The sequence below is a fragment of the Microbacterium xanthum genome (genome assembly GCF_034531355.1).
Taxonomy (GTDB): Bacteria; Actinomycetota; Actinomycetes; order Actinomycetales; family Microbacteriaceae; genus Microbacterium; species Microbacterium xanthum.
Genome location: NZ_JAWHUE010000002.1, coordinates 937,313 through 961,833 on the forward strand (window position 1 = coordinate 937,313; position 24,521 = coordinate 961,833).

At 69.4% G+C, this 24,521-nt stretch carries 25 protein-coding genes; 20 read left to right on the plus strand and 5 right to left on the minus strand.

The features are described from left to right. Positions 1-51: 51 nt before the first annotated feature. The 3 genes from miaB to dapF are packed head-to-tail and all read left to right on the plus strand — an operon-like array spanning position 52 to position 3,406. On the plus strand, positions 52-1,599 hold the full coding sequence (gene miaB / locus RZO50_RS09815; RefSeq protein WP_322599523.1) for a tRNA (N6-isopentenyl adenosine(37)-C2)-methylthiotransferase MiaB: 1,548 nt from the start codon (positions 52-54) through the stop codon (positions 1,597-1,599). Further along, the gene (miaA, locus tag RZO50_RS09820; protein ID WP_322599524.1) at positions 1,596-2,531 is read left to right on the plus strand and encodes a tRNA (adenosine(37)-N6)-dimethylallyltransferase MiaA; all 936 of its coding nucleotides are present in this window, start codon (positions 1,596-1,598) and stop codon (positions 2,529-2,531) included. The genes miaB and miaA overlap by 4 nt, the downstream gene beginning before the upstream one ends. A 5-nt stretch (positions 2,532-2,536) precedes the next feature. After that, positions 2,537-3,406: a diaminopimelate epimerase gene (gene dapF, locus RZO50_RS09825; protein WP_322599525.1), complete on the plus strand. Its 870-nt coding sequence runs from the start codon at positions 2,537-2,539 to the stop codon at positions 3,404-3,406. A 22-nt stretch (positions 3,407-3,428) separates the two neighbouring features. Here dapF and RZO50_RS09830 read toward each other — a convergent pair whose 3' ends face one another. Beyond that, complete coding sequence (locus tag RZO50_RS09830) at positions 3,429-4,070, minus strand: class I SAM-dependent methyltransferase (protein WP_322599526.1); 642 nt, start codon at positions 4,068-4,070, stop codon at positions 3,429-3,431. A 137-nt stretch (positions 4,071-4,207) separates the two neighbouring features. On the opposite strand from RZO50_RS09830, the gene hflX reads away from it, so the two are divergent. Then, the gene (hflX, locus tag RZO50_RS09835) at positions 4,208-5,728 is read left to right on the plus strand and encodes a GTPase HflX (RefSeq protein WP_322599527.1); all 1,521 of its coding nucleotides are present in this window, start codon (positions 4,208-4,210) and stop codon (positions 5,726-5,728) included. Between the two features lie 18 nt (positions 5,729-5,746). On the opposite strand, the gene RZO50_RS09840 is transcribed toward hflX, so the two are convergent. The 3 genes from RZO50_RS09840 to lexA form a co-directional block, all read right to left on the minus strand. Beyond that, positions 5,747-7,672, minus strand: a complete 1,926-nt coding sequence (locus RZO50_RS09840; protein WP_322599528.1) for a S9 family peptidase — start codon at positions 7,670-7,672, stop codon at positions 5,747-5,749. Positions 7,673-7,710: 38 nt separating this feature from the next. Then, complete coding sequence (locus RZO50_RS09845; RefSeq protein WP_322599529.1) at positions 7,711-9,138, minus strand: hypothetical protein; 1,428 nt, start codon at positions 9,136-9,138, stop codon at positions 7,711-7,713. 70 nt (positions 9,139-9,208) lie between these two features. Next, the gene (lexA, locus tag RZO50_RS09850; RefSeq protein ID WP_322599530.1) at positions 9,209-9,889 is read right to left on the minus strand and encodes a transcriptional repressor LexA; all 681 of its coding nucleotides are present in this window, start codon (positions 9,887-9,889) and stop codon (positions 9,209-9,211) included. A 279-nt stretch (positions 9,890-10,168) separates the two neighbouring features. On the opposite strand from lexA, the gene RZO50_RS09855 reads away from it, so the two are divergent. The 6 genes from RZO50_RS09855 to RZO50_RS09880 are packed head-to-tail and all read left to right on the plus strand — an operon-like array spanning position 10,169 to position 14,474. Beyond that, positions 10,169-10,525 (plus strand): LysM peptidoglycan-binding domain-containing protein, encoded by a 357-nt coding sequence (locus RZO50_RS09855; protein ID WP_322599531.1) that lies wholly within the window; start codon positions 10,169-10,171, stop codon positions 10,523-10,525. A gap of 25 nt (positions 10,526-10,550) precedes the next feature. Continuing rightward, complete coding sequence (locus RZO50_RS09860) at positions 10,551-11,645, plus strand: histidinol-phosphate transaminase (protein ID WP_322599532.1); 1,095 nt, start codon at positions 10,551-10,553, stop codon at positions 11,643-11,645. Next, positions 11,642-12,241 (plus strand): imidazoleglycerol-phosphate dehydratase HisB, encoded by a 600-nt coding sequence (gene hisB, locus RZO50_RS09865; protein ID WP_416211586.1) that lies wholly within the window; start codon positions 11,642-11,644, stop codon positions 12,239-12,241. The genes RZO50_RS09860 and hisB overlap by 4 nt, the downstream gene beginning before the upstream one ends. Continuing rightward, positions 12,238-12,888, plus strand: a complete 651-nt coding sequence (gene hisH, locus RZO50_RS09870; RefSeq protein ID WP_322599533.1) for an imidazole glycerol phosphate synthase subunit HisH — start codon at positions 12,238-12,240, stop codon at positions 12,886-12,888. The genes hisB and hisH overlap by 4 nt, the downstream gene beginning before the upstream one ends. A gap of 52 nt (positions 12,889-12,940) precedes the next feature. Next, positions 12,941-13,687, plus strand: coding sequence for a bifunctional 1-(5-phosphoribosyl)-5-((5-phosphoribosylamino)methylideneamino)imidazole-4-carboxamide isomerase/phosphoribosylanthranilate isomerase PriA (gene priA / locus RZO50_RS09875; RefSeq protein WP_322599534.1), 747 nt, complete (start codon positions 12,941-12,943; stop codon positions 13,685-13,687). Beyond that, positions 13,671-14,474, plus strand: a complete 804-nt coding sequence (locus RZO50_RS09880) for an SseB family protein (RefSeq protein ID WP_322599535.1) — start codon at positions 13,671-13,673, stop codon at positions 14,472-14,474. Before priA ends, RZO50_RS09880 begins: the two co-directional genes overlap by 17 nt. On the opposite strand, the gene RZO50_RS09885 is transcribed toward RZO50_RS09880, so the two are convergent. Beyond that, a complete protein-coding gene (locus RZO50_RS09885; RefSeq protein ID WP_322599536.1) occupies positions 14,467-14,865 on the minus strand; it encodes a DUF1844 domain-containing protein in 399 nt (132 codons plus the stop codon). The two genes, RZO50_RS09880 and RZO50_RS09885, sit on opposite strands and share 8 nt — an antisense overlap. Positions 14,866-15,042: 177 nt before the next feature. Here RZO50_RS09885 and infC point away from each other — a divergent pair, with 177 nt between their 5' ends. From infC to pheT, 10 genes are all read left to right on the plus strand, one after another. After that, a complete protein-coding gene (gene infC, locus RZO50_RS09890; RefSeq protein WP_322599537.1) occupies positions 15,043-15,753 on the plus strand; it encodes a translation initiation factor IF-3 in 711 nt (236 codons plus the stop codon). Between the two features lie 71 nt (positions 15,754-15,824). Further along, complete coding sequence (rpmI, locus tag RZO50_RS09895) at positions 15,825-16,019, plus strand: 50S ribosomal protein L35 (protein ID WP_194425229.1); 195 nt, start codon at positions 15,825-15,827, stop codon at positions 16,017-16,019. A gap of 32 nt (positions 16,020-16,051) precedes the next feature. After that, positions 16,052-16,435 carry a 50S ribosomal protein L20 gene (gene rplT, locus RZO50_RS09900; protein WP_322599538.1) on the plus strand — a complete coding sequence of 128 codons (384 nt, stop codon included), beginning with the start codon at positions 16,052-16,054 and terminating at the stop codon, positions 16,433-16,435. A 233-nt stretch (positions 16,436-16,668) separates the two neighbouring features. Beyond that, positions 16,669-17,466 (plus strand): TrmH family RNA methyltransferase, encoded by a 798-nt coding sequence (locus tag RZO50_RS09905; RefSeq protein ID WP_322599539.1) that lies wholly within the window; start codon positions 16,669-16,671, stop codon positions 17,464-17,466. Positions 17,467-17,555: 89 nt separating this feature from the next. After that, on the plus strand, positions 17,556-18,350 hold the full coding sequence (locus RZO50_RS09910; RefSeq protein WP_322599540.1) for an amino acid ABC transporter ATP-binding protein: 795 nt from the start codon (positions 17,556-17,558) through the stop codon (positions 18,348-18,350). A gap of 75 nt (positions 18,351-18,425) precedes the next feature. Next, positions 18,426-19,298, plus strand: a complete 873-nt coding sequence (locus RZO50_RS09915) for a glutamate ABC transporter substrate-binding protein (RefSeq protein WP_322599541.1) — start codon at positions 18,426-18,428, stop codon at positions 19,296-19,298. A gap of 69 nt (positions 19,299-19,367) precedes the next feature. Continuing rightward, positions 19,368-20,015: an amino acid ABC transporter permease gene (locus tag RZO50_RS09920; protein WP_322599542.1), complete on the plus strand. Its 648-nt coding sequence runs from the start codon at positions 19,368-19,370 to the stop codon at positions 20,013-20,015. Beyond that, a complete protein-coding gene (locus RZO50_RS09925; protein ID WP_322599543.1) occupies positions 20,012-20,932 on the plus strand; it encodes an amino acid ABC transporter permease in 921 nt (306 codons plus the stop codon). Before RZO50_RS09920 ends, RZO50_RS09925 begins: the two co-directional genes overlap by 4 nt. 42 nt (positions 20,933-20,974) lie before the next feature. Continuing rightward, positions 20,975-22,021 carry a phenylalanine--tRNA ligase subunit alpha gene (gene pheS / locus RZO50_RS09930; RefSeq protein WP_322599544.1) on the plus strand — a complete coding sequence of 349 codons (1,047 nt, stop codon included), beginning with the start codon at positions 20,975-20,977 and terminating at the stop codon, positions 22,019-22,021. Next, entirely contained in the window at positions 22,021-24,519 is a 2,499-nt protein-coding gene (gene pheT, locus RZO50_RS09935) for a phenylalanine--tRNA ligase subunit beta (RefSeq protein ID WP_322599545.1), read from the plus strand. The genes pheS and pheT overlap by 1 nt, the downstream gene beginning before the upstream one ends. Positions 24,520-24,521 lie beyond the last annotated feature (2 nt).

Here is a 24,521-nt window from a genome sequence, read left to right on the forward strand (position 1 = left end):
GACGGTGACGCTCACCGCCCTCTCGGGCGGCCCTCGTAGAATAAGAAGATCATGTCCATGCCCTCCTCTGCGCCGACGCTGATCGATCCCTCCCCGGCCGCGACCACGCTCGACGGTCGCGCCCGCACGTACGAGGTGCGCACCTTCGGGTGCCAGATGAACGTTCACGACTCCGAGCGGCTGTCCGGCTCCCTGGAGAGCGCCGGCTACGTGAAGGCGGAAAGCGGCGACGACGCGGACGTGGTGGTGATCAACACGTGCGCCGTCCGCGACAACGCCGCCGGCAAGCTCTACGGCACCCTCGGTCACCTGAAGTCCGTCAAGGACAAGCACGAGGGGATGCAGATCGCCGTCGGTGGCTGCATGGCGCAGATGGACAAGCAGGCGGTGCTCGACAAAGCGCCGTGGGTGGACGTCGTCTTCGGCACCCACAACATGGGTTCGCTGCCGAACCTGCTCGAGCGGGCCCGTCACAACGGCGAAGCCGAGCTGGAGATCCTCGAGTCCCTCGACGTGTTCCCGTCGACTCTCCCGACCAAGCGGGACTCGGTCTACAGCGGCTGGGTCTCCATCTCGGTGGGGTGCAACAACACCTGCACCTTCTGCATCGTCCCGAGCCTGCGGGGCAAGGAGAAGGATCGGCGACCCGGCGACATCCTCAACGAGATCCGGATGCTCGTGGATGACGGTGCGATCGAGGTCACACTGCTCGGTCAGAACGTCAACTCGTACGGCGTGGAGTTCGGAGACCGCCACGCGTTCGGAAAGCTGCTCCGCGCGGCGGGGGAGATACCCGGGCTCGAGCGGATCCGCTTCACCAGCCCCCACCCTGCGGCCTTCACCGATGACGTCATCGACGCGATGGCCGACACGCCGAATGTGATGCCGCAGCTGCACATGCCGCTGCAGTCCGGCAGTGATCGGATCCTCAAGGCGATGCGCCGCTCCTACCGCAGCTCGAAGTTCCTCGGGATCCTCGATCGGGTGCGCGAGCGCATCCCGCATGCGGCCATCTCCACGGACATCATCGTCGGGTTCCCGGGCGAGACCGACGAGGACTTCGAGGACACCATGCGCGTGGTGGAGGCGTCGCGGTTCGCGTCCGCCTTCACGTTCCAGTACTCCATTCGCGAGGGCACCCCCGCCGCGACCATGCCGGATCAGCTTCCGAAAGCCGTTGTGCAGGAGCGCTACGAGCGTCTCGTCGCCCTCCAGGAGCGGATCAGTCTCGAAGAGAACCGGAATCAGCTCGGGCGCGAGCTGCAGGTGCTCGTCTCGACGGGGGAGGGCAAGAAGGACGCTGCGACGCATCGACTGACCGGCCGTGCCGAAGACAACCGCCTCGTGCACTTCGAGGTCCCCGCGGGGTCGCCCCTGCCACGTCCGGGCGATGTCGTCTCGGTCGTGGTGACGCACGCGGCGCCCTTCCACCTGCTCGCCGATGCGCCCGACGGATCGCCCTTGCGCATCCGCCGTACCCGGTCCGGAGACGCCTGGGACCGGTCGCAGGCGGACTCCTGCGGCACGCCCTCGCCTGACGGGGGCGCGGGACCGCGTGCGGTGTCGCTCGGACTGCCGACGCTGCGCATCGGCAGGTGAGCCCCCCACGGCTGTGGGTCGTCGCCGGAGCGACCGGCACCGGCAAGACGTCGTTCTCGCTCGACCTGGCCGAAGCGCTCGAAGAGTTCGGGCGGCCGGCCGAGATCATCAACGCCGATGCCATGCAGCTGTACCGGGGCATGGACATCGGGACGGCGAAGCTTCCGCCCGCTGAGCGGCGAGGCATTCCGCACCATCTGTTCGATGTCCTCGAGGTCACCGAGGAAGCGGCGGTCGCCTGGTACCAGCCCGCGGCTCGGACGGTCGTCGAGGGCGTGTTCACCCGCGGCGCGGATGCGGTTCTCGTCGGCGGATCCGGCCTGTACGTCTCGAGCGTCGTGTTCGATTTCCGCTTCCCCCCGCATGACGACGCGCTGCGCGCTCGCCTCGAGGCCGAGCTTGCCGAGGACGGCGCGGGTGCCCTCTTCCGCCGACTCCGCGAGCTCGACCCGGCCACGGCCGAACGCATCGACGCGCGCAACGGGCGCCGGGTGGTGCGGGCGCTCGAGATCGTGCTGCAGGGGAGAGACACCCACGGGGCCGTGCTTCCCACCGCTCCGACTCTCTGGCATCCCCGCACCGTCCTTCTGGGGGCCCACGCCGAGCGGTCGGCTCTGGTGGAACGACTGGACCGGCGGGTCGAGGCGATGTGGGAGGAAGGCCTGGTCGCCGAAGCAGCGCAGCTGCGTGCACGCGGTCTCGAGGACGGTGCGACCGCGCGGCGCGCGATCGGCTACGCGCAAGCACTCGCGCAGCTGGACGGCCACCTCGACCAATCCGAGGCGATCGCCCAGACACAGGCGCTCACCCGACGGTACGCCCGTCGGCAGGTCTCCTGGTTCCGTCGCTACGACGGGCTGCGCTGGGTCCCGCCCACGCGAGACGCCGCCCGGAACGAGGCGCGGGCGGCCGTGACGCGCCCCGTAGACTGACACGCATGCCGCAGACCGTCGCGTTCACCAAAGGACACGGGACCGGCAACGACTTCGTCGTCGTCGCCGACCCCGACGGCTCTCTCGAGCTCACAGACGATCACGTCGCGATCCTCTGCGACCGTCGCTTCGGAATCGGAGGCGACGGGCTGCTGCGGGTCGTGCGCTGCTCGGCGATCCCGGAAGGGGCGGAGGCCGCGGCCGACGGCGTCGAATGGTTCATGGACTACCGCAACGCCGACGGTTCGATCGCCGAGATGTGCGGGAACGGTACGCGGGTGTTCGCCAAGTACCTCGCCGACACCGGATTCGCGTCGCTGGAGAAGCCGTTGCGCATCGGCACCCGCGCGGGCGTCAAGACCCTCACCCGCAGTGCCCTCGGATTCGAGGTCGACCTGGGCCGGTGGGCTGTGGACGATGCCGACGTGCTGGTGCGAGCGCGCGGTCTGAGCGTTTCACGGCCAGGACAGCACGCGGATCTCGGCAACCCGCATGTCGTCGTCGCGCTCTCGTCCCTCGACGAGCTGGAAGGCCTGGATCTCACGGTCGCCCCGATCCTCGATCCGGCACCCGCGGCCGGGGCGAACGTCGAGTTCGTCGTTCCGGAGGAGCCGCTCGTGCACGACGGGGTCGGTCGGATCCGCATGAGGGTCTTCGAACGTGGTGTCGGCGAAACGCTCAGTTGCGGGACCGGCGTCGCGGCCGCCGCCCTCGCCGTCCGCCACTGGGCAGGTCCCGCGGCTCCCGAGCACTGGGCCGTCGAGGTGCCTGGAGGACACCTCGGGGTGCGCCTCGTCCCTCATGCGGACGGCTCCCATGTCCTGTTGTCGGGGCCGGCGACCCTCGTCTACTCCGGCGAGATCACTCTCGCCTGACCGCGCTGCGTGAGGACCGGGCTCAGGGCAGCGGGATGACTCCGGTCATCGGGGCGCCGTGTCGACGGATCTTCAGGACACGGAAGCCCCGCCCCGTCGCCACGCGATGCACGCTGTATCCGCGATCGAAGGTCGCGGCCAGCCACCGCTGCAACGAGTCCGATCCGAGGTTCCTCGACACCACCAGGTGCGCATCCGCCCGTTCATCCAGTCGCGGGATCCATGCCTCCAGAAGGCCGTGCAGCTGGTCTTTGCCGACCCTGATCGGGGGATTCGAGCGGATCGCGCGGAACGCGATGTCGTCGGGGACCGCGTCCGGGGTAACGGCGGTGACGTTCTCCAGTCCCAGGGACTCGGCGTTGCGTCGAGTCAGGTCCAGCGCCCGCTCGTTCACGTCGACGGCCCAGATCGTCGCATGGGGGGCTTCCAGAGCCATGCTGAGGGTGATCGGCCCCCACCCGCATCCGATGTCGAGCAGATGGCCGCCTTGCGGAGGCACCGGCGTGTTGGCCAGCAGCACGGACGTGCCGATGTCGACGTGGTCCGGGCTGAAGACCCCGCCCGCTGTCACGACATCCACATCGCGGCCTGCCAGGGTCACACGGATCGTGCGGAGATTCTCGGGACTCGCGGGGGCCGCAGTGAAGTAGTGATCGCTCCCCATGAGGGTCGAGCGTAGCGGAGCCGACGCGATCCCGGGGGACTAGAATTCACGGATGCCCGGTCGGGGCGGGAAACCGCTCCCGCGCGGGCCGGGCGGACCGCGAACGGCGCGGCTGCCCCCGATGGCGAAAGGCGAGGATGACCGACACCACCACTCCGCAGGGCTCCGACGACACGCCGCTCGACCCGGTCGATCGCGTGCTCTCGCGCGCCGGCGGACGCACGGGGGTCACGGTCTTCTCCGGCGCGCAGGCGCTCCAGGATGTCCGGACTGCCGGCCGCGGTGACGACGACGGCGACCAATGGGACCGCGAGGATCGCGCCGCGTTGCGGCGCGTCCCGGGGCTGTCCACGGAGCTGGAGGATGTCACCGAGGTCGAATACCGTCAGCTGCGTCTGGAGAACGTCGTGCTCGCCGGTGTGCACCCGCAGGGCGAGCAGGAAGACGCCGAGAACTCTCTGCGGGAACTCGCTGCGCTGGCCGAGACGGCCGGCGCGGTCGTGCTCGACGGCGTGCTGCAGCGCCGTCCGCACCCCGATCCGGCCACGTACCTGGGGCGCGGCAAGGCGGAGGAGCTGCGCGATCTCGTCGCGGCCGTCGGTGCCGACACGGTGATCGCCGACACGGAGCTCGCGCCCAGCCAGCGCCGCGCGTTGGAGGACGTCGTGAAGGTCAAGGTGATCGATCGGACCACCGTCATCCTCGACATCTTTAGCCAGCACGCCAAGAGCCGCGAGGGCAAGGCCCAGGTCGAGCTGGCGCAGCTCGAGTATCTCCTTCCACGCTTGCGCGGATGGGGCGACTCGATGAGCCGCCAGGCCGGTGGTCAGGTCGGCGCCGCCGGCGCCGGAATGGGGTCGCGCGGTCCCGGCGAGACCAAGATCGAGCTCGATCGCCGTCGCATCCGCACCCGTATGGCGCAGTTGCGGCGACAGATCGCCTCCTTCGCGCCGGCGCGGGCAGCGAAGCGCGCTGAACGCGAGCGGCACACCGTGCCCTCGGTCGCCATCGCCGGGTACACCAACGCCGGGAAATCGAGTCTCCTGAACCGATTGACCAGCGCGGGGGTGCTCGTCGAGAACGCCCTGTTCGCCACGCTGGACGCGACCGTGCGGCGCACCCAGACCTCGGATGGACGCGTGTACACGTTCACCGACACCGTCGGGTTCGTCCGCAACCTCCCGCATCAGCTGGTCGAGGCGTTCCGCTCGACGCTGGAGGAGGTGGGGGAGGCGGATGTGGTCCTGCACGTCGTGGACGGCGCGCACCCCGACCCCGCGGCCCAGCTCGCGACCGTCCGCGACGTCATCGGTGATGTCGGCGCGCGCGAGCTGCCGGAACTCGTCGTGTTCAACAAGTCCGATCTGATCGACGACGACACCCGGCTCGTGCTGCGCGGCCTCGAGCCCCACGCGATCTTCGCCTCTTCGCGGACCGGGGAGGGTGTCGAGGAGATCCGCGCGGCGATCGAACGGATGCTTCCCCTGCCGCCCGTCGAGGTGCGTGTCCTGGTTCCCTACGACCGCGGCGACCTCGTATCGGCCGTGCACGAGACGGGGATCATCCTGGCGCAGGAGCACGTCGCCGAGGGCACGGCCATCCACGCCCATGTGCCGGCGATCCTCGGCGCGCGACTCGCCCCGTTCCTCTCCGCGTGAGGGCGGCCGCCGGCGCGTTCAGCGCTGGAGGGTCAGGGGCGTCACACCGGGTGTGTCGAAGCCGAAGACGGCGCCCAGGAACGCGTACTCCGACTCCATCGCGTGCACGATCGTCTCCGCGCGACGGAAGCCGTGTCCCTCACCCTCGTAGAGCACGTAGGCGTGGGGGACGCCGCGAGCCGCCAGGGCATCGCGGATCGCCTCGGACTGCGCGGGCGGGACGACCGCGTCCTCGGAACCCTGGAGGAGCAGCAGCGGCGCGGAGAAGCGTTCGGCGTATGTGAGCGGAGACCGCTCGATGTACAGCGCCTCCGCCTCCGGGAGCGGGCCGATCAGTCCGTCCAGATACCGTGCTTCGAAGTCGTGGGTGTCCTCGGCGAGGGCTCGGGCGTCGCCGACACCGTAGCGGGAGATCCCCGCTCGGAACACGTCACCCGCGACGAGCGCACCCAGCACGGTCCACCCGCCCGCGGAGCCGCCGGCGATGGCGATGCGGTCGGGATCCGCTGACCCCTCTGCAGCGAGCCCGTGCGCAGCGGCGATGACATCCTGCACGTCCACGACGCCCCACTGCCCGCGCAGGCGTTCGCGGTACGCGCGACCGTACCCTGTCGATCCTCCGTAGTTGACATCGAGCACGCCGATGCCCCGGCTCGTGAGGTAGGCGGTCCGTGCGGACGCGATCGGTCCGACGTGCGCGGTCGGTCCGCCGTGCACCAACAGGACATAGGGGGGACGTTCACCGTCCGGCGCGACGACATCGGGGTTGGTGGGAGGGTAGGCGAAGGCGTGGACGGGGCCGGAAGGGCCGTCGACGCTCACCGGCTCTGCGCGGGGTGTCCAGACGTCCGCCCAGGGCAGTGAGCTCTCCCGCACGGCCGAGCTCGAACCGTCCGCGGTCTGCACGATCCACAGCCCCATGCCTCCGGTGGGTTCCGCGCCCGAGATGAGCGCTCTGCCGCGCCGGGTGTCCTCGATGACCGTGCCGGCGATCGCGGGCACGTCGATGCGCACCGTCTCACCCGTCGCCTGGTCGATCGACACGACGTGGTCCGCTCCATCGGTGCGGATGGCGACGACGTGGTCGCCGGCGATGCCGTACCAGGACGCACCGAGCACCCACAGTCCGCCGCCCGTGTCGGCGTCGGCGGGGGCGAAGGACGTGGTGGGCGGTTCCTCGCCGACGGTCCACCTCATGAGGTTCCATCGGCCGGAAGCATCGTCGACGTAGAGGAGCGTCCGGTCATCGAGCCAGCGAGGCTGCAGGACCGAGCGCTCGCCCGAGGCCGGCGTCGTCCACGTGCGCACGCGGCCGGCGTCGATTCGGCCGACGCGCACCTCGGCGCGCTCCCAGGGCATGTGCGGATGGTCCCACGCGACCCACGCCAATCGGCTCCCGTCCGGGGAGAGCGCCGGCTGCGCGAGGAAGTCGCTGCCCCGCACGATCGTGGCGATCCGCGTCGGGTCGTCCGCCGCCGATCCGTCGGTGGGGATCCGCACGATCGCGCGGGCGGGTACGCGGTTGTCGGCGGTGTGATCTTCGCGGACCGCGAGGAGGACGCCGTCCTGCCAGACCAGCCCCCCGTGTCGCACGTCTCCCGCCGCCGCAGTCAGGGGGCGGACGGCGCCGGCCACGGCGGCGTACACGCGCTGATCGGTCTTCTCGACGAAGAACAGGGTGCCGTCGTCGGCCGCCGTCCAGGCGCCACCGCCGTACTCGTGCACGCCGCTGCGTGCGTTCCAGGGCTCGGGCAGGACATCCTCCGACTGCCCGTCGACGCCACGACGTCGGACGGCGACGCGTCCCGCCTGCGCGGGCACGGGTTCCCCCCACCAGATGTCATCACCGACGAACCGTGCGCCGTCGACGCGGGATGATGACGACGATGCCGCGGCGGCGGTGATCGGCGAGGGCCAGGAGCCGTAAGGGAGCACTGAGGTCACCCTCCCACCGTACGACGGCCCGAGGGAGACCTCGACCGTCACTTCGCAGCCGGGGAGGCCCCCTCCTCGACGATCACCGTGTCGGCGTCGACGGCGATCGGGGTCTCCTCATCGGACGCCTCGGCAGCGGCGAGCTCGTCGGCGCCGGAGGGGTCCTTTTCGAGCAGAGACGCGATGAGCCACACGGCGAGTGCGAGCACGACGACCAGAACGATGTCGCCGAAGGTGAGCGGGCGCAGTGCGAACAGAAGGATCACCGCGAGCACAAGGATGACGATCCGCACCAGCACGCGCTGCCGGTGCATCCAGTCGCCGAACGCACCGGTGTCGAGCCCGCGACGACGCAGTCCGCCGCGGGCCGACGCGGTGAGGGATCCGGTGAGCGCGCGGATGCGGCGAGCGGGCGCCCAGCGTCCGCTCAGCCACGCGGCGACCGCGACGACCACGCCGAGGAACGTGAGCACGACGGCGGTGTCGCGCATCGCGCCGACGACGGTGTAGTAGATGGCCTCGAGGGTGCGGGCAGGGATCCCGAGCGCAGGTGCATTGAGGCTGAGCACGGCCGCAGCGCTCGTGAGGGCGACGGCCAGAAGCCCCGCGCCGACCGTGATCGCCACTCCGACGCCGAGCAGAGCCGTGGAGCGGCGTCGGGCCACGAGCACCCCGACCGCGGCGAGCCCGAGGGCGATGAAGGGAATCCAGTAGCCGGCCGTGACGGCGATGTTGTAGACCGTTCCCACCAGCAGCAGGCTGTCGGCCTGCACGATCACGATCGTCTGGTTGATCGTCGGGATCGAGGACGCGAACCCGAAGCCCTGGTCGACCAGTTGCGTCTTCAGCTCGTCGATGATCGGCCCCAGCTGGATGCCGAGCGCGCCGGTGTCATCGATCGCGATGGCGGTGGACTCGTCCCCGGTGGCCGCGGCCACCAGAGCGCGGTGGCTGGCGACGAGCGCGGTGCGCCACACCTGGGGGAAGGCATCGGATTGCACGACACCTGTTATCGCGGAGTCGATCAGGCCCTGCACGCCCTGCACCGCGGGCTGCCGGAGCAGGTCCAGCGCCGAGGAGGCTGCCGGGGGGAGATCCAGGCTCTGCACCCCGTCGATCACGTCGTTGGTGAGGCCGGCCACGTCGACCGCGTCGTTCACGGCCGCCGAGGCCTGGTCGATGACGAGCTGCTGTACATCCGGGTCATCGGCCAGGGGGCCGAAGGTCTGCACGAAGGCGTCTTCGCTGACCAGCTCCGCGCGCGCCCATGTGCCGACCACCGACACGGGCACGAGGATTCCCGCCAGGACGATGCACACCGCTGAGATCAGCGCGCGCCACCAGCCCGACCGTGCGACGCGATCGGAGCCCGCCGGTTCGACGTCCGGCACGGCTGCGTGCGAGCGGAGATCGGCGTTCTCTGCTCGGAGGCGTTCGATCTCGGCGCGGAGATCGTCGATGTCGGTCGTGGGCATGGCGAGGCTCCCTAGGGTCGGTCTGCCCATTCTGTCGGGTCGACCGGGGTCTGCGCACGCCTGTGAGCGATCAGACCGCGCGCATCACCGCGACCACCTTGCCCAGGACCACGGCCTCGTCGCCGAGGATCGGCTCGAAGGCCGAGTTGCGGGGGAGCAGCCAGACATGGCCATCGCGCTGCCGGAAGGTCTTCACCGTCGCCTCGCCGTCCAGCATCGCCGCGACGATGTCGCCGTTCTCGGCGGTCTGCTGCGAACGGACCACAACCCAGTCACCGTCGCAGATCGCGGCGTCGATCATCGATTCGCCGGAGACCTTCAACATGAACAGGTCTCCCTTGCCGACCAGCTGACGGGGCAGAGGGAACACCTCGTCGATCTGCTGGTCCGCCGTGATCGGCACTCCGGCGGCGATTCGTCCGACCAGAGGGACCATTGCGGCATCACCGACCGGGGGTGCGGCGTCGGCAGGGTTCTCGGTGCTCGCGCCGGGGAGGTCGATCAGGACCTCCATCGCGCGGGTCTTGCCGGCGTCGCGCCGCAGATACCCGCTCAGCTCGAGCTGATTGAGCTGGTGGGTCACGCTCGACAGCGACTTCAGTCCCACAGCGTCGCCGATCTCTCGCATGCTCGGCGGATACCCGTGCTTGGCGATCGACCGCTGGATGACCTCGAGGATCGCGAGCTGCTTGTCGCTCAGGCTGCGCCGGCGCCGGGTCTGAGCGCGTGCGCGTGCGTTCGGCTCTGTCATCTCGTACTCCTGTCTGGTCGCCCCGCGTCGTCTTCCCGTCGAGAGGGGCACTGGCCTTCGAATGTCGGAGGCCCGTGGTGAGGTGTGCTCATCGAAACCGTATCCGCCCGTTCGGTGTGCGGCCCGCAACGGCGCCGCGTGTCGTGTTCGAGTGAGAACGCGAGTTTCGGCCCCTTGACAGCATAGAGACTCGAAGATAGCTTCGGAAGAGAGGTTCGCACCGGCTGCTCCCGGCCGAGTGGCTCGGTGCGAACCTCTTCCCGAGGAGGAGGAGTAGAGATGACCGCGATCACCATCACCTCGCAGCCCCGTACCCGTCTGCGCCTGACCGCCCGCGGTCGTCGTGTCGTCGCGGGGATCGTGGCGCTTCCGCTGTCGGCGTTCGTCGCGGCCGCGGTCGTGAGCGGGGGTTCGGCGCTGGCCTCCCGCGACGTCGGCGCCGATCCCGCGTCCTTCTCGACGGTCGTCGTGGGTGCCGGCGAGTCCCTGTGGGCCGTGGCCGAACGAGTGGCGCCGGCCAGTGACCCGCGCGACGTCATCGACGACATCGCCCGATTGAACGCGCTCGACGGAGTATCGGTGTCCGCCGGTCAGGAGCTGGCGATTCCGGCGCAGTACGCCGCCGACGGGCGGTGATACCGATCGGCCCCGCGCCCGTACCATGGGAGAGGTGACTGCTCGCCTCGACGACCTCCCGCTCCGTGATGACCTCCGCGGTATGACACCGTATGGTGCCCCGCAGGCGCCCCTGCCGGTGGCGTTGAACGTCAACGAGAACACCCACCCTGTGCCGGATGAGGTCGCCGGCGACATTCTCGACTCGATCGCTCTTGCTCTGCGCGATGTCAACCGGTATCCCGATCGCGAATTCCCTGCGCTTCGGGAGGCATTCGCTGACTACCTCGGCGAGGGTGTCACCCCGGAGCAGATCTGGGCGGCCAACGGCTCCAACGAGGTGCTGCAGCACGTCCTCCAGGCCTTCGGTGGGCCTGGTCGGACCGCCTTCGGGTTCGGCCCGACGTACTCCATGTACCCGCTGCTGACGCGGGCGACCGGGGCAACCTGGGTGGCGGGGGCCCGTGAGGATGACTTCACGCTCTCGCCGGAAACCGCCGCCGCGCAGGTCGCCGATGTCGATCCGGACGTCGTGTTCCTCTGCGCACCGAACAACCCCACGGGCACCCCGATGTCCCTCGACGTGATCGCGGCGGTCTACGAGGCGAGTCGCGGCATCGTCGTCGTGGATGAGGCGTACGAGGAGTTCGCGCCGCATGACGAGCCCTCTGCGATCACGCTGTTGGGTGGGCGCGAGCGCCTGATCGTCTCCCGCACGATGTCGAAGGCGTTCGCCTTCGCCGGGGCGCGCGTCGGATACCTGGCGGCCGACCCGGCGGTCGTCGACGCACTGCGCCTGGTTCGTCTTCCGTACCACCTGAGTGCGCTCACGCAGGCGGCCGCCACCGCGGCACTCCGGCACGCGCCGGTGATGCTGGGCATGGTCGACGAGATCGTCGCGCAACGCGACCGCATCTCCGCGACTCTCGAGGCGCTCGGCTACCAGCCGCACCCGTCGTGGACGAACTTCGTCCTCTTCGGTGGGGTCGACGATCCCGCCGCGACCTTCCGCGCGCTCTACGACCGGGGCATCCTCGTCAGAGACGTGGGGATCCCGCACCACCTCCGCGTCACGGCGGGGACGGAGGCGGAGACCACCGCCTTTCTGGAGGCCCTCGCCTCGTTAGGATCGACGTCATGACCCGCACCGCCTCGCTCACGCGCTCGACCAGCGAGTCGACCGTCGAGCTGCAGCTCGACCTCGACGGCACCGGACGCAGCAGCATCGACACCTCCGTGCCGTTCTACGACCACATGCTCACGGCATTCGCGAAGCACTCGCTGACCGATTTGACCGTGCGGGCCTCCGGCGACACGCACATCGATGCGCACCACACCGTCGAAGACGTCGCAATCGTTCTCGGACAGGCGATCCGAGAGGCGCTGGGCGACAAGGCAGGAATCAGCCGTTACGGCGACGCTCTCGTTCCGCTGGATGAGGCGCTGGCGCAGGCGGTCGTGGACATCAGCGGCCGGCCCTACCTCGTGCACACCGGGGAGCCCGTCGGCTTCGAGCACCACCTGATCGGCGGCCACTTCACCGGATCGCTCGTGCGGCACACGTTCGAGGCGCTGAGCTTCCAGGCGGCGTTGACGGTCCACGTCCGCGTGCTCGCGGGGCGCGATCCCCACCACATCGCCGAGGCCGAGTACAAGGCGTTCGCGCGCGCGTTCCGGCAGGCGAAGTCCCTCGATCCGCTGGTGGAGGGCGTACCGAGCACCAAGGGTGCGCTGTGACCGGTGCGCCGCTGGTCGCGGTCCTCGACTACGGTTCGGGAAACGTCCACTCCGCGGTCAAAGCCCTCATCGCGGCCGGGGCGGATGCGCGCCTCACCCGAGACCGTTCCCTGGTGCTGGACGCCGATGGTCTCGTCGTGCCGGGCGTGGGTGCGTTCGATGCCGTAGTGACGGCGCTGCGCGAGCAGCGGGGCGACGAGCTCATCGGGAGGCGGTTGGCCGGTGGCCGACCCGTCCTGGGCATCTGCGTCGGGATGCAGGTCCTCTTCGAGCACGGCGTCGAGCGCGGAGCCGACACCCCCGGGCTGGGCGAGTGGCCGGGCGCGGTGACCGAGCTCGACGCGCCGGTTCTGCCCCACATGGGATGGAATACGGTGCAAGCGGGTGAAGGCAGCCGCCTGTTCCGCGGTCTTGAAGATGAGCGGTTCTACTTCGTGCACTCCTATGCGGCCCAGACGTGGACGATGGACGCGCAGCGCCCCTTCGCTGAGCCTGTTCTGACGTGGAGCGAGCACGGTGTGCCGTTCCTCGCGGCGGTGGAGAACGGTCCGCTCTCCGCAACGCAGTTCCACCCGGAGAAATCGGGGGAGGCGGGTATCCGCCTTCTGGCCAATTGGATCGACGGGCTCCCGCAGACTAACCTCTGAATCCGTGCCTGCGCCCGGACGCCCCGGATCCGGCCGAGACGCACGAGGAGCCATGAACGATTTCGCATCAACCCCCCAGCTGATTCTGCTTCCCGCGGTCGACGTCGCCGGGGGGAAGGCGGTCCGACTCACTCAGGGGGAGGCCGGGTCGGAGACGAGCTACGGTGATCCCGTCGACGCCGCGATGGACTGGGCACGACAGGGCGCACAGTGGATACACCTCGTCGACCTCGACGCGGCCTTCGGTCGCGGCAGCAACGCGGGGGTGATGCGCAAGGTCATCAAGTCGGTACGCGGAGTCCAGGTCGAGCTCTCCGGCGGGATCCGGGATGACGCCTCGCTCGAAGCGGCCCTCGAAAGCGGTGCCTCCCGGGTGAACCTCGGCACGGCGGCGCTGGAGAACCCCGAGTGGGCGGCGGATGTCATCGGGCGCTACGGCGACCTGATCGCCGTCGGACTCGACGTGCGCGGCACGACGCTGGCCGCGCGCGGGTGGACCCGCGACGGCGGCGACCTGTGGACGGTCCTGGACCGGCTCGAGCACGCCGGATGCAGTCGGTACGTGGTCACGGATGTGACCAAGGACGGCACGCTCCAGGGGCCGAACACCGACCTCCTTCGCGAGATGGTCGCCCGGACGCCCAAGCCGGTTGTCGCATCCGGCGGTATCTCCAGCCTGGACGACATCGCCGCGCTTCGCGAGCTCGTACCCCTCGGGGTCGAGGGGGCGATCGTCGGCAAGGCCCTCTATGCGGGGAACTTCACCCTCGCCGAGGCGCTGGATGTCGCCGGACGCTGACCACCCGATCGCTCGGGGCGCCGCCGATTCGGCCGGGGTCCCCTGGGAGGGGCGCAGCTTCTCCCACAACGCGCACGCCGGCGACGACGGCGCCGCGGATCCGGCGCTGTCCCGTGCGCTCCACGCTTTCCGCTGCGGCGAGGGCGACGAGGTCGACGTGGTCGACGCCTACCGGCGCGCCCGGCTGCTGATCCCGCTGATCGCCACCAAGGGAGAGGGCGACGACGACACGCTCGGGGCGCACGGTCTCCCCGTCGACAAGACGCAAGAGCTTTCGATCGTCACCGTGGCTTCGCCGGACGGTCGACACGTCCTGCCGGTCTTCACCTCTGTCGACACGATGCGGGCATGGGACCCGCAGGCCCGTCCCGTCCCAGCCGACGGCATCCGGACCGCGTTGGCGGCATCGGCCGACGACACCGACTTCATCGTGGTGGATCCCGGCTCCGAGACCGAGTTCGTCCTGCGTCGCCCGGCCGTGTGGGCGGTCGCCCAAGGACAGAAGTGGGAGCCGAGCCATCGGTCGCCCGAGGTCGCGGCCGGCCTGCACGAGAGCGTCGGGGGAGAGCTCGCCGTCATCGATGTGGCGCTCGAGGCCGGTGATCCGCAGGCGCGCGGGCGTGGACCGGAACTGATCGTCCGTCTCCATCTGGCCGCCGGCCTCGACCAGGCGCAGCTCGATGCCGTTCTCGCGCGTCTGGCGAAACGGTGGGCGACCGACGACCGCGTGGCGGTGCTCGTCGATTCCCTCGCCGTCAAGCTCGTGCGCGCTGATCCGCTCAGCTGACCGGGCCGGTCCACTTCTCGCCCGGCCCTTTGCCGATCGGGTCCGGAATCGCCGAGGCTTCGCGGAAGGCGAGCTGCACCGACCGGAGGCCGTCGCGCAGAGAGCGCGCGTGCATATCGCTGATCTCGGGAGCGCCGGCGGTGATCAGGCCCGCCAGCGCGTTGATGAGTTTGCGTGCCTCGTCCAGATCCCGCTGCGTGTCGGGGTCGTCGGCGAGGCCCACCTTGACCGCCGCCGCGCTCATGAGATGGACCGCGGCGGTGGTGATCACCTCGACTGCGGGAACATCCGCGATGTCCCGCGTGGCCGCCCCCGCGGCCGCCTCCTGTTCGGCCCATCGGGCATGGCGTTCGTCGTCGGTGTGGCCGTGGCCGGGGGGAATCGTGGACACGTGGTGCTTTCTGGTAGACTTCAGCGGGCTTCAGGGCCGAGTGCTCTGAAACGAAAGAGGATCACATCCCACCCGCGCTTGCCGCTCCAGGCTACCGGGTCCACGCACTCCGCCCCGGCGAGACCTCGTCGGGGTCGATTCCCGCGAGAGGTCTGTCCGCCGGGAGCAGGGTGCACGATGCCGGTGCCGAGGTACCGCGTCGGGTGGAATGGGGACTCTTCCGCCCGCGACACACCGTGTCGCGGTGGCCACCACCCGCACGAAGAGGAGTTCCGCATCAGCGATCCCCGCACCAACGAGCGCATCCGCGTGCCCGAGGTCCGTCTCGTCGGACCCAACGGCGAGCAGGTCGGCGTCGTCCGCATCGAGGTTGCGCAGCGTCTGGCTCAAGAGGCGGATCTCGACCTGGTCGAGGTCGCGCCCAACTCCAAGCCTCCCGTGGTCAAGATCATGGACTACGGCAAGTTCAAGTACGAGGCTGCCCAGAAGGCCAAGGAAGCGCGTCGCAATCAGGCCAACACGGTCCTCAAAGAGGTCCGTTTCCGCCTGAAGATCGAGGCGCACGATTACATCACCAAGCTCAAGCGCGCCGAGGGCTTCCTGCAGGCGGGCGACAAGGTCAAGGCGATGATCCTGTTCCGCGGCCGTGAGCAGTCGCGTCCCGAGCAGGGGGTGCGCCTTCTCCGCAAGTTCGCGGAAGACGTGGCCGAGTTCGGCACCGTCGAGGTCAACCCGACGCAGGACGGTCGCAACATGACCATGGTGGTCGCCCCGCACAAGAACAAGTCGGAGGCGAAGGCCGAGCAGAACGCCCAGCGTGCGGCGAACAAGGAAGCCTCGCGTGCGTCGCGCGCCGGCGGTGAGAACGACACCGCCCCGGCGAACTGACGCCCACAGACTCCCGCTGCGGCGGGACCCCCATTCCCGCCCGGGCGGGAAGTGACACCGAAGGAAGAAACATGCCGAAGCAGAAGACCCACTCGGGTGCCAAGAAGCGCTTCAAGATCACCGGCAGCGGCAAGCTCAAGAAGCAGCAGGCCGGTATGCGCCACAACCTCGAGGGCAAGTCGAGCCGCCGCACCCGCCGTCTGAACCAGGACCAGGTGCTCTCCAAGGCCGACACCAAGGGCGCCAAGAAGCTCCTCGGCCGCTGACGCGGTCCGAGCACGAATAGGAACGAAACACAATGGCTAGAGTCAAGCGGGCCGTCAACGCCCACAAGAAGCGTCGCGTCATCCTCGAGCGCGCCTCCGGTTACCGGGGTCAGCGTTCGCGTCTGTACCGCAAGGCGAAGGAGCAGGTCACCCACTCGCTCGTCTACGCCTACCGCGACCGCCGCAAGCGCAAGGGCGACTTCCGTCGTCTGTGGATCCAGCGCATCAACGCCGCGAGCCGTCAGCACGGCATGACCTACAACCGTTTCATGCAGGGCCTCGGCCTCGCGGGTGTCCAGGTCGACCGCCGCATGCTGGCCGAGCTGGCCGTCAACGAGCCGAACGCGTTCGCGTCGCTCGTCGAGACCGCCAAGAAGGCGCTCCCCGAGAACGTCAACGCCAAGAAGACGGCGTAAGCACCTCTCACGAAGGGGCGCCCTCCTCCGGGAGGGCGCCCCTTCGGCATCCCACGACGCGACCGGTGGCCGGATGCCGATCCGCGAGCGGAGAGCGCGATGTCGGAGAATCGGCCCGATGTCGGAGGACGGGCCGTGTTTGCTCCGACATCGACGCGATTCTCCGACATCTGCCCGGGACAGCGGACCTGACCGGTCCGGGATGGGCAGGTCCACGGGCCTAGACTGGTGGCGTGCTCGAGAACCCCCGGTCGCCACGCGTGCGCGCCGTGGCGAAACTCACAAAGCGGAGCGCTCGCAAGCAGACCGGGCTCTACCTGCTCGAGGGCCCGCAGGCGGCCCGCGAGGCTCTCGCCCACCAACCGCGCACGCTCGTGGAGCTGTTCGCGACGGCCGCCGCGCTGGACAAACACGCCGATATCCGTGATGCCGCGTCGACGGCCGAGGTCGAGCCGATCCTCACCACCGATGCCGTGCTCGACGCCATGGCCGACACGGTGACGCCGCAGGGGATCGTCGCCGTCGCACGCCAGGCCCCGGTCTCCATCGAGGAGGTCTTCTCGACAGCACCCCGACTGGTGGCGGTGTGCGAACAGGTCCGTGATCCGGGGAACCTGGGCACCATCATCCGCGCAGCCGATGCCGTCGGCGCCGATGCGGTCATCCTCACCGGGGATACGGTCGATCCGTACCACCCGAAGGTCGTCCGATCCACCACGGGATCGTTGTTCCACCTTCCCATCGCGGTGGGGGCGAGGCTCGAGGATGTCGTCGATCTGGCGCGCGGTGCAGGCGTGCGGGTCGTGGCCGCCGACGTCGGCGGTCAGGACTTCCTCGCCGGGCGCGGGCTCCTCGCGGACCCGACCGCGTGGGTGTTCGGAAACGAGGCGCGCGGGCTCGACGAGGATGCGGTCTCGCTCGTGGACCTGTCGCTCCGCCTGCCGATCTACGGCCGGGCGGAATCGCTCAATCTGGCCACCGCTGCCAGCGTGTGCCTCTACGAAACGGCCTTCGCGCAGCGCTCGAGCTGATCCATCTGACCAGCTGCGCTCGATTACAGCTCGGTTAAGGTCGCGCACAACCCCTGGAACGGGTTCGCCGGCGGGGCTATGTTCAGGCCATGACGACATCCGATGCCTCGCCGGCGGCCCGTACGTCGAACATCAATGTGCGACGGGGTGAACCGCTCGTCGTCATCGAGCACGTCGACAAGCACTTCGGCGACCTCCACGTCCTCCGAGACATCAACACCGTCGTCAGCCGCGGCGAGGTCGTGGTCGTGATCGGACCCTCCGGCTCGGGGAAGTCGACACTCTGCCGAGCGGTCAACCGTCTGGAGACCATCGACTCCGGAACCATCACCATCGACGGCGTGCCGCTTCCGGAAGAGGGACGTGCCTTGGCGAAGCTGCGCGCCGACGTCGGGATGGTCTTCCAATCCTTCAACCTCTTCGCCCACAAGACCGTCCTCGAGAACGTCACCCTCGGCCCGATGCGGGTACGCGGGCTGAAGAAAAAGGACGCCGAGCAGAAGGCGATGGAGTTGCTCGACCGCGTGGGGGTGGCCAATCAGGCGGCGAAGATGCCGAGCCAGCTCTCCGGAGGTCAGCAGCAGCGCGTCGCGATCGCCCGCTCGCTCGCCATGAATCCGAAGCTCATCCTCCTCGACGAGCCCACCAGCGCACTGGACCCCGAGATGATCAACGAGGTCCTGGATGTCATGGTGGGGCTCGCGCAAGAGGGCATGACCATGATCGTCGTCACCCACGAGATGGGATTCGCACGCAAGGCCGCAGACCGCGTGCTGTTCATGGCCGACGGAGCCATCGTCGAAGAAGCCGCACCCGAGCAGTTCTTCACGAACCCGCAGAGCGAGAGGGCGAAGGACTTCCTGTCCAAGATCCTCGAGCACTGAAAGGACCGCCGCGCGTCGCGCGACGGGAATCGAGAAGAGGTCGCTTCGGCGACCGCACACAGCAAAGGACGAGACATGAAGCGAGCGAGACTCCCTCTCATCGCGCTGGCCGCGGCCGGCGCCCTGGCGCTGACCGCCTGTGGCGGAGGGGACGACACCTCCGGTGACGACGCGGCGGTCGAGCCCGCCGAAGAGGTCACCTTCGACGAAGGCACCACGATGGCGGCCTTGAACGAGGCCGGCAGCATCACGATCGGCACGAAGTTCGACCAGCCGTTGTTCGGCCTGGTCGGTCCGAGCGGTGATCCCGAGGGCTTCGACGTCGAGATCGGCAAGATCATCGCCGCACAGCTGGGGATCTCCGAAGAGAACATCGAGTGGGTCGAGACGGTGTCGGCCAACCGCGAGCCCTTCATCGAGAACGGCCAGGTCGACATCGTGATCGCCACCTACACGATCAACGATGCCCGCAAGGAGGTCGTCTCCTTCGCCGGGCCGTACTACATGGCCGGTCAGTCGATCCTCGTCCTCGCCGACAATGATGACATCGCCAGCGAGGACGACCTCGTCGGTCAGCCCGTGTGCTCGGTGACCGGATCCACACCGGCGGCCATGCTCGAGGAGATCGGTGCCGAGCCGGTGCTGACCGACACGTACTCGAACTGCCTCGAGCCGCTGCGCAACGGCCAGGTCGTCGCGGTCTCGACCGACAACGTGATCCTCGCCGGCCTCGCCGCGCAGAACGAGGGCGAGTTCAAGGTCGTGGGCGAGCCGTTCACCGACGAGCCCTACGGCATCGGGCTTGCGCTGGACGACACCGACTTCCGGATGTGGATCAACGACGTCCTCGAGGAGTCCTACGCCGACGGCAGCTATGAGCAGGCGTGGAACGACACCGCGGGCACCGTGCTCCCGTACGTCGAGCCGCCGGCACCCGACCGCTATTGACACCGGTGAGGGGTGCGCCGCACTCGCCTGCGGGGCACCCCTCACCTCTTCGGAACGACAGGAGGACCGATGGACCAGCTCTGGTCGTTGATGCCCGAATTCTGGGAAGGATTCCGCGTCACGCTGCTGCTGCTCGTGGTCTCGGGTGTGCTCGCCCTCATCCTGGGAACGGCGATCGCGGCGATGCGGATCTCGCCCGTGCCGGTGCTGCGCGGCTTCGCGGCGGCGTGGACCGAGATCGCCCGCAACACCCCGCTGACCCTCGTGTTCTTCTTCACCGCGTTCGTGATGCCGATGCTCGGCGTTCGAGCTCCTTACCTGCTTCTGGCGTTCGTCGCGCTGACCTACTACACGTCGCCGTTCGTGGCCGAGGCACTGCGCTCCGGTATCAACGGTGTCCCCGTCGGGCAGGCCGAGGCCGCCCGCAGCATCGGGTTGGGCTTCCGCCAGACCGTCTCGCTCGTGGTTCTCCCGCAGGCGTTCCGGATGACCGTACCGCCGCTGATCAACGTGTTCATCGCCCTGACGAAGAACACGTCCGTCGCGGGAGGGTTCTTCGTCGTCGAGCTCTTCGCGACGACCCGCCAGCTCGCGAACGACAACGGGAACCTGGTGATCCAGATCCTCCTCGTCGCGGCCGCCCTCTACCTCGTCATCACCGTTCCGCTGGGGTTCGCCGCCGGCCGTCTCGAGAAGCGATGGGTGGTGGCGCGATGAGCGGTTCGAGCGTCCTCTTCGATGCCCCCGGGCCCAAGGCCCGTCGGAACTCCCTGATCGTGTCGATCGTCGCGGCGGTGCTGCTGATCGCGCTCGCCGTCTGGGTGTACCTGATTCTCGCGGCTCCCCGCCAGTCCGGCGGCATCACCCTGCCCGGGATGTTCGACGGCAGCCGGTGGGACATCTTCTCCGACCCGGAGGTGTGGCAGTTCATCGGACGAGGTGTGCTCGCGACGCTCCAGGCCGCAGCGGTGGCGGCTGTGGGCGCGGTCGCCCTCGGAGTGGTGTTCTCACTCCTCCGCAGCTCCGAGCAGGCCTGGATCCGGGTGCCCACGGCGTGGCTGCTGGAGTTCTTCCGCGGGATGCCGGTGCTGCTCATGATGCTCTTCATCCTCCTCGTGGCTTCCACCGGGGCCTTCTGGGCGGTGGTGATCGCCCTCATCATCTACAACGGCACGTTGATCGGAGAAGCCCTCCGTGCCGGGCTCGCGGCCCTGCCCCGAGGGCAGCGTGAGGCGGCTCTGAGCGTGGGGATGCGCTACTTCCAGTCGAAGATCCTGGTGGAGTTCCCGCAGGCCTTCCGCCAGATGCTCCCCATCATCGTCGCCCAGCTCGTGGTCCTTCTGAAGGACACCTCGCTCGGGTACATCGTGGGCTACAACGAGCTCATCCGGACGACGATGAACAACCTCGGCAGCTTCTACGGCAACCGGTACATGTTCTCGCTGTTCGTCGTGACCCTGGGGCTGTACCTGGCGATCAACCTCTCCCTCTCGTGGTTCGCGCGCTGGCTGTCCCGCCGCACGGCCTCGGGTGGGGGAAGAGGGAAGAAGGGCGGGGCCGCGCCGGAGGATCCGGACCAGGCGCTTCTTCTCGCTCAGGCGAACGCGAAGGCCGCGGCGTCTCGACAGCGCTGATCCGACCGGGCGCAGCGCCGCACATCGGTAGACTCGTCTCTCGTGTCCGACGAGGCTTCCCCCGAGATCACCCCCGAGGCGGTGGAGACCGCGGTCAACGCCGCGTTGTCCGCCATCGCCGAGGCATCCGACTCCGCCGTCCTGAGGGCCGCACGCGCGGCCCACGCGGGTGACGGCTCGCCGCTGGCGCGCCTGAACGCGCGGATGCGCGATGTGCCCAAGGAGAAGAAGGCCGAGTTCGGCAAGCTCGTCGGCCAGGCCCGCGGCCGCGTCGCGCAGGCTCTCGCGGCGCGTGAGCAGGCGGTCGCCGCAGCGGAGACGGCCGCGCGGCTGGAGGCCGAGCGCATCGACATCACCGCGCTCGCGCACCGTGCGCGCACCGGGGCTCGTCATCCCCTCACCCTCCTGCAGGAGGAGATCTCCGACATCTTCGTCGGGATGGGGTGGGAGATCGCCGAGGGCCCTGAGCTCGAGCACGAGTGGTTCAACTTCGATGCGCTCAACATCGCCCCCGACCATCCGTCGCGCCAGATGCAGGATTCGTTCTACGTCGACCCGGTCCAGCGGCACCTGGTGATGCGCACGCACACCAGCCCCGTGCAGATGCGCTCGATGCTCGAGCGCGACATCCCGATCTACGTCCTCTCGCCCGGTCGGGTCTACCGTGCCGACGAGTTCGACGCGACACACTTGCCGGTCTTCTCGCAGTTCGAGGGCCTGGTCATCGACCGGGGGATCACGATGGCCCATCTGAAGGGCACCCTCGACCACGTCGCGCGCGTCCTGTTCGGCGACGAGGCCAAGACCCGGATGCGAGCCAACTACTTCCCCTTCACCGAGCCGTCGGCGGAGTTCGACCTGTGGCACCCCACCTTCAAGGGCGGTGCCCGGTGGATCGAATGGGGCGGATGCGGCATGGTCAACCCCAACGTGCTGCGCGCGGCGGGGATCGACCCCGAAGAGTACTCCGGGTTCGCGTTCGGCATGGGCTTCGAGCGGACGTTGATGTTCCGCAGCGACGTCAAGGACATGCGCGACATGGCCGAGGGCGATGTGCGCTTCAGCGAGCAGTTCGGAATGGTGGTCTGATGCGCGTCCCCCTGTCATGGCTGCGTGAGTACGTCGACGTCCCGATCGATTCCACGCCCGAGGAGGTCCTCGCGGCGTTGGTCTCGGTCGGATTCGAAGAGGAGGACGTGCACCGGTTCGAGCTGTCCGGTCCGATCGTCGTCGGAGAGGTCCTCGAATTCGTCGAGGAGCCGCAGAAGAACGGCAAGACGATCCGCTGGTGCCAGGTCGACGTCGGCGACGACGTGCGCGGGATCGTCTGCGGCGCCGGCAACTTCTTCGCCGGCGACAAGGTCGTCGTGACCCTCCCGGGGTCGGTCCTGCCCGGGCCGTTCCCGATCGCCGCGCGCAAGACCTACGGCCACGTGTCCGACGGCATGATCGCGTCGGCCAAGGAACTCGGCCTCGGCGAGGAGAGCGACGGCATCCTGCGCCTCGTGGAGATCGGCATCGACGCGCCGGCCGGCACCGACGCCATCGGCCTGTTGGGCCTGGACGATGTCGCCGTCGAGATCAACGTGACGCCGGACCGCGGCTACGCGCTGTCGCTGCGCGGTGTGGCGCGCGAGTACTCCCACGCCACCGGGGCGACGTTCCGCGACCCGGCCGAGCGCGACGGCGCCGACGTACGCATCGAGCGCCACGAGTTCGCCGTGACCGTCGACGACCAGGCGCCGGTGCGTGGCCGCGTCGGCGCGACGGCGTTCGTCGCCCGCGTCGTGCGAGACCTCGATCCGACCAAACCCACCCCGTCGTGGATGGTCGCGCGCCTCACCCTCGCCGGCATCCGGTCGCTCGGGATCCTCATCGACATCACGAACTACGTGATGCTCGAGCTGGGGACGCCGATTCACGGCTACGATCTCGACGCGCTCAGCGGCGGCATCGTCGTCCGTCGCGCAACGGCAGGGGAGAAGCTGGAGACCCTGGACGGGAAGGTCCGCGACCTCCACGCCGAGGACCTGTTGATCACCGACGGATCGGGCCCGATCGGGCTCGCCGGCGTCATGGGTGGCGGCACCACGGAGATGGGGGCGTCGACGCGCAACGTGCTCGTCGAAGCGGCCGTGTTCGAACCGATCACGATCGCCCGTACCGCCCGCCGCCACAAGCTCCCGAGCGAAGCCTCGCGCCGCTTCGAGCGAGGCGTGGATCCGGCGCTGCCGGCCGTCGCCGCGCAGCGGGTGGTCGATCTCATGGTCGAGCTGGCCGGGGGCACGGACGAACGCGTCGGAGGCGTCTTCGGCGCCGACATCACCCCCGCCTCCATCGACCTCCCGAGCGCCTTCGTCGGCGGTCTCGTCGGCGTCGCCTATGCCGACGACGAGATCGTGTCCTCGCTCGAGATGATCGGGTGCTCGGTGACCCCGACCGATCACGGCTGGACGGTCGTCGCGCCGACCTGGCGCCCCGACCTCACCGACCGATGGTCACTCGCCGAGGAGGTGGCTCGGATCACCGGATACGACCGCATCCCCTCGCAGCTGCCGACCCCGCCCTCCGGCCGTGGCCTGACCGCGGCGCAGCGTGGGCGTCGCCGCGTGGCGAACGCCCTCGCGGCCGCGGGCTACATCGAGACGCCCTCCTTCCCGTTCACGACCGACATGCAGAACGACCTGCACGGCTCGGCGGATGGCGAGCACGTGCCGAGCATCAAGCTCGCGAACCCGCTCGACGGTCAGGCCCCGTTCCTGCGCCGCTCGCTCGTGCCGGGCCTGATCCAGGTGGCTCATCGCAACGTCTCGCGGGGCCTGACCGATCTGGCTCTGTACGAGACCGGCGTCGTCTTCCTGCCCCGCGCGGGGGTCTCCTACGGCACCGCGCACGTCCCGCCGCCGGCCGTGCGCCCGTCCGCGGCCACCCTGGCGGAGCTGGACGATGCCATCCCACCCCAGCGACGCCATGTCGCCGTCCTGCTGACCGGGTCGCTCGTGGCGAAACAACCGGGTGAGCCAGCGCGTGCCGCCGATGTCGCCGATGCGCTCGACGCCGTCCGGACGATCGCCCTCGCCGCGGGCGTCGACGTCGATGTGACGCAGGATGTGCGCGCTGCGCTGCATCCGGGGCGTACCGGCTCCCTGCGCGTGCGCGGCGAGGCGGTCGGATACGTCGGCGAGCTGCTCCCGGAGGTCGCCGACGCGGCCGACCTGCCGGGTCGCGTCGTGGTCGCCGAGCTCGATCTCGACCGCATTCTCGAACTCGCGGGGGACCGCGTGGTCGCCGGATCGCTCTCGACCTACCCCGCGGCGACGCAGGACGTATCGCTGGTGGTCACGGCGGACGTGCCGGCCGCCGATCTCGCCGCAGCACTGCGCGAGGGCGCCGGAGACCTCCTCGAAGACCTGCATCTGGTGGACGACTACCGCGGATCGGGTATCGCGGAGGGCGCGAAGAGCCTGACGTTCGCGTTGCGCTTCCGCGCGGCGGACCGGACCCTCACCGCGGCGGAGGCGACGTCGGCGAAACTCGCCGGTGTCGCGGTGGCCCAAGAGCGTCACGGCGCGGCCATCCGCGACTGAGG

Bases quoted from the DNA above. Each gene is read 5' to 3' on its own strand.
- RZO50_RS09845 (WP_322599529.1), bottom strand. From the start codon at position 9,138: ATGCCCACGACCGACATCGACGATCTCCGCGCCGAGATCGAACGCCTC.
- hflX (WP_322599527.1), top strand. From the start codon at position 4,208: ATGACCGACACCACCACTCCGCAGGGCTCCGACGACACGCCGCTCGAC.
- RZO50_RS09830 (WP_322599526.1), bottom strand. From the start codon at position 4,070: ATGGGGAGCGATCACTACTTCACTGCGGCCCCCGCGAGTCCCGAGAAT.
- pheT (WP_322599545.1), top strand. From the start codon at position 22,021: ATGCGCGTCCCCCTGTCATGGCTGCGTGAGTACGTCGACGTCCCGATC.
- RZO50_RS09915 (WP_322599541.1), top strand. From the start codon at position 18,426: ATGAAGCGAGCGAGACTCCCTCTCATCGCGCTGGCCGCGGCCGGCGCC.
- RZO50_RS09920 (WP_322599542.1), top strand. From the start codon at position 19,368: ATGGACCAGCTCTGGTCGTTGATGCCCGAATTCTGGGAAGGATTCCGC.
- rplT (WP_322599538.1), top strand. From the start codon at position 16,052: ATGGCTAGAGTCAAGCGGGCCGTCAACGCCCACAAGAAGCGTCGCGTC.
- RZO50_RS09910 (WP_322599540.1), top strand. From the start codon at position 17,556: ATGACGACATCCGATGCCTCGCCGGCGGCCCGTACGTCGAACATCAAT.
- infC (WP_322599537.1), top strand. From the start codon at position 15,043: ATGCCGGTGCCGAGGTACCGCGTCGGGTGGAATGGGGACTCTTCCGCC.
- dapF (WP_322599525.1), top strand. From the start codon at position 2,537: ATGCCGCAGACCGTCGCGTTCACCAAAGGACACGGGACCGGCAACGAC.
- hisB (WP_416211586.1), top strand. From the start codon at position 11,642: ATGACCCGCACCGCCTCGCTCACGCGCTCGACCAGCGAGTCGACCGTC.
- RZO50_RS09880 (WP_322599535.1), top strand. From the start codon at position 13,671: ATGTCGCCGGACGCTGACCACCCGATCGCTCGGGGCGCCGCCGATTCG.
- rpmI (WP_194425229.1), top strand. From the start codon at position 15,825: ATGCCGAAGCAGAAGACCCACTCGGGTGCCAAGAAGCGCTTCAAGATC.
- priA (WP_322599534.1), top strand. From the start codon at position 12,941: ATGAACGATTTCGCATCAACCCCCCAGCTGATTCTGCTTCCCGCGGTC.
- RZO50_RS09860 (WP_322599532.1), top strand. From the start codon at position 10,551: ATGGGAGAGGTGACTGCTCGCCTCGACGACCTCCCGCTCCGTGATGAC.
- lexA (WP_322599530.1), bottom strand. From the start codon at position 9,889: ATGACAGAGCCGAACGCACGCGCACGCGCTCAGACCCGGCGCCGGCGC.
- RZO50_RS09855 (WP_322599531.1), top strand. From the start codon at position 10,169: ATGACCGCGATCACCATCACCTCGCAGCCCCGTACCCGTCTGCGCCTG.
- miaB (WP_322599523.1), top strand. From the start codon at position 52: ATGTCCATGCCCTCCTCTGCGCCGACGCTGATCGATCCCTCCCCGGCC.
- RZO50_RS09925 (WP_322599543.1), top strand. From the start codon at position 20,012: ATGAGCGGTTCGAGCGTCCTCTTCGATGCCCCCGGGCCCAAGGCCCGT.